Origin of the sequence: Zoogloea sp. LCSB751, from assembly GCF_002028455.1 — a bacterium.
GTDB lineage: Bacteria > Pseudomonadota > Gammaproteobacteria > Burkholderiales > Rhodocyclaceae > Zoogloea.
The window spans coordinates 1-257 of the sequence record NZ_MWUM01000352.1; the positions used below are offsets into that span (position 1 = coordinate 1).

A 257-nucleotide genomic window follows, 5' to 3' on the forward strand; every position below is an offset into this window, starting at 1 on the left:
CTCCGCCTGTGTTCTTTTGGCTTTGCTGAAAAGGCCCGTCATTAGCAGAATGAAGTCTCTCCAAGTTGTAATATTTCATGTAAGCCGTTACATCTTGCTTCATAAACTACCTTGTTGGTTGAGCAACTTTAAAAATCCAATCGTGTTTCAAACTACCAAAGAAACGCTCAACAACTGCATTATTCCAACACGCAGAGGGCATTCGGCAATCTAGTTAGTTCATTTCCATTGAGTAAAATTTAAAGTTAGGGATTTTT

1 pseudogene is annotated in these 257 nt (G+C 38.5%); it reads right to left on the reverse strand.

From position 1 onward, the window contains the following. A pseudogene (locus B4920_RS29205) lies at nucleotides 1–193 on the reverse strand (integrase core domain-containing protein); the annotation flags it as partial. Nucleotides 194–257: the final 64 nt, after the last annotated feature.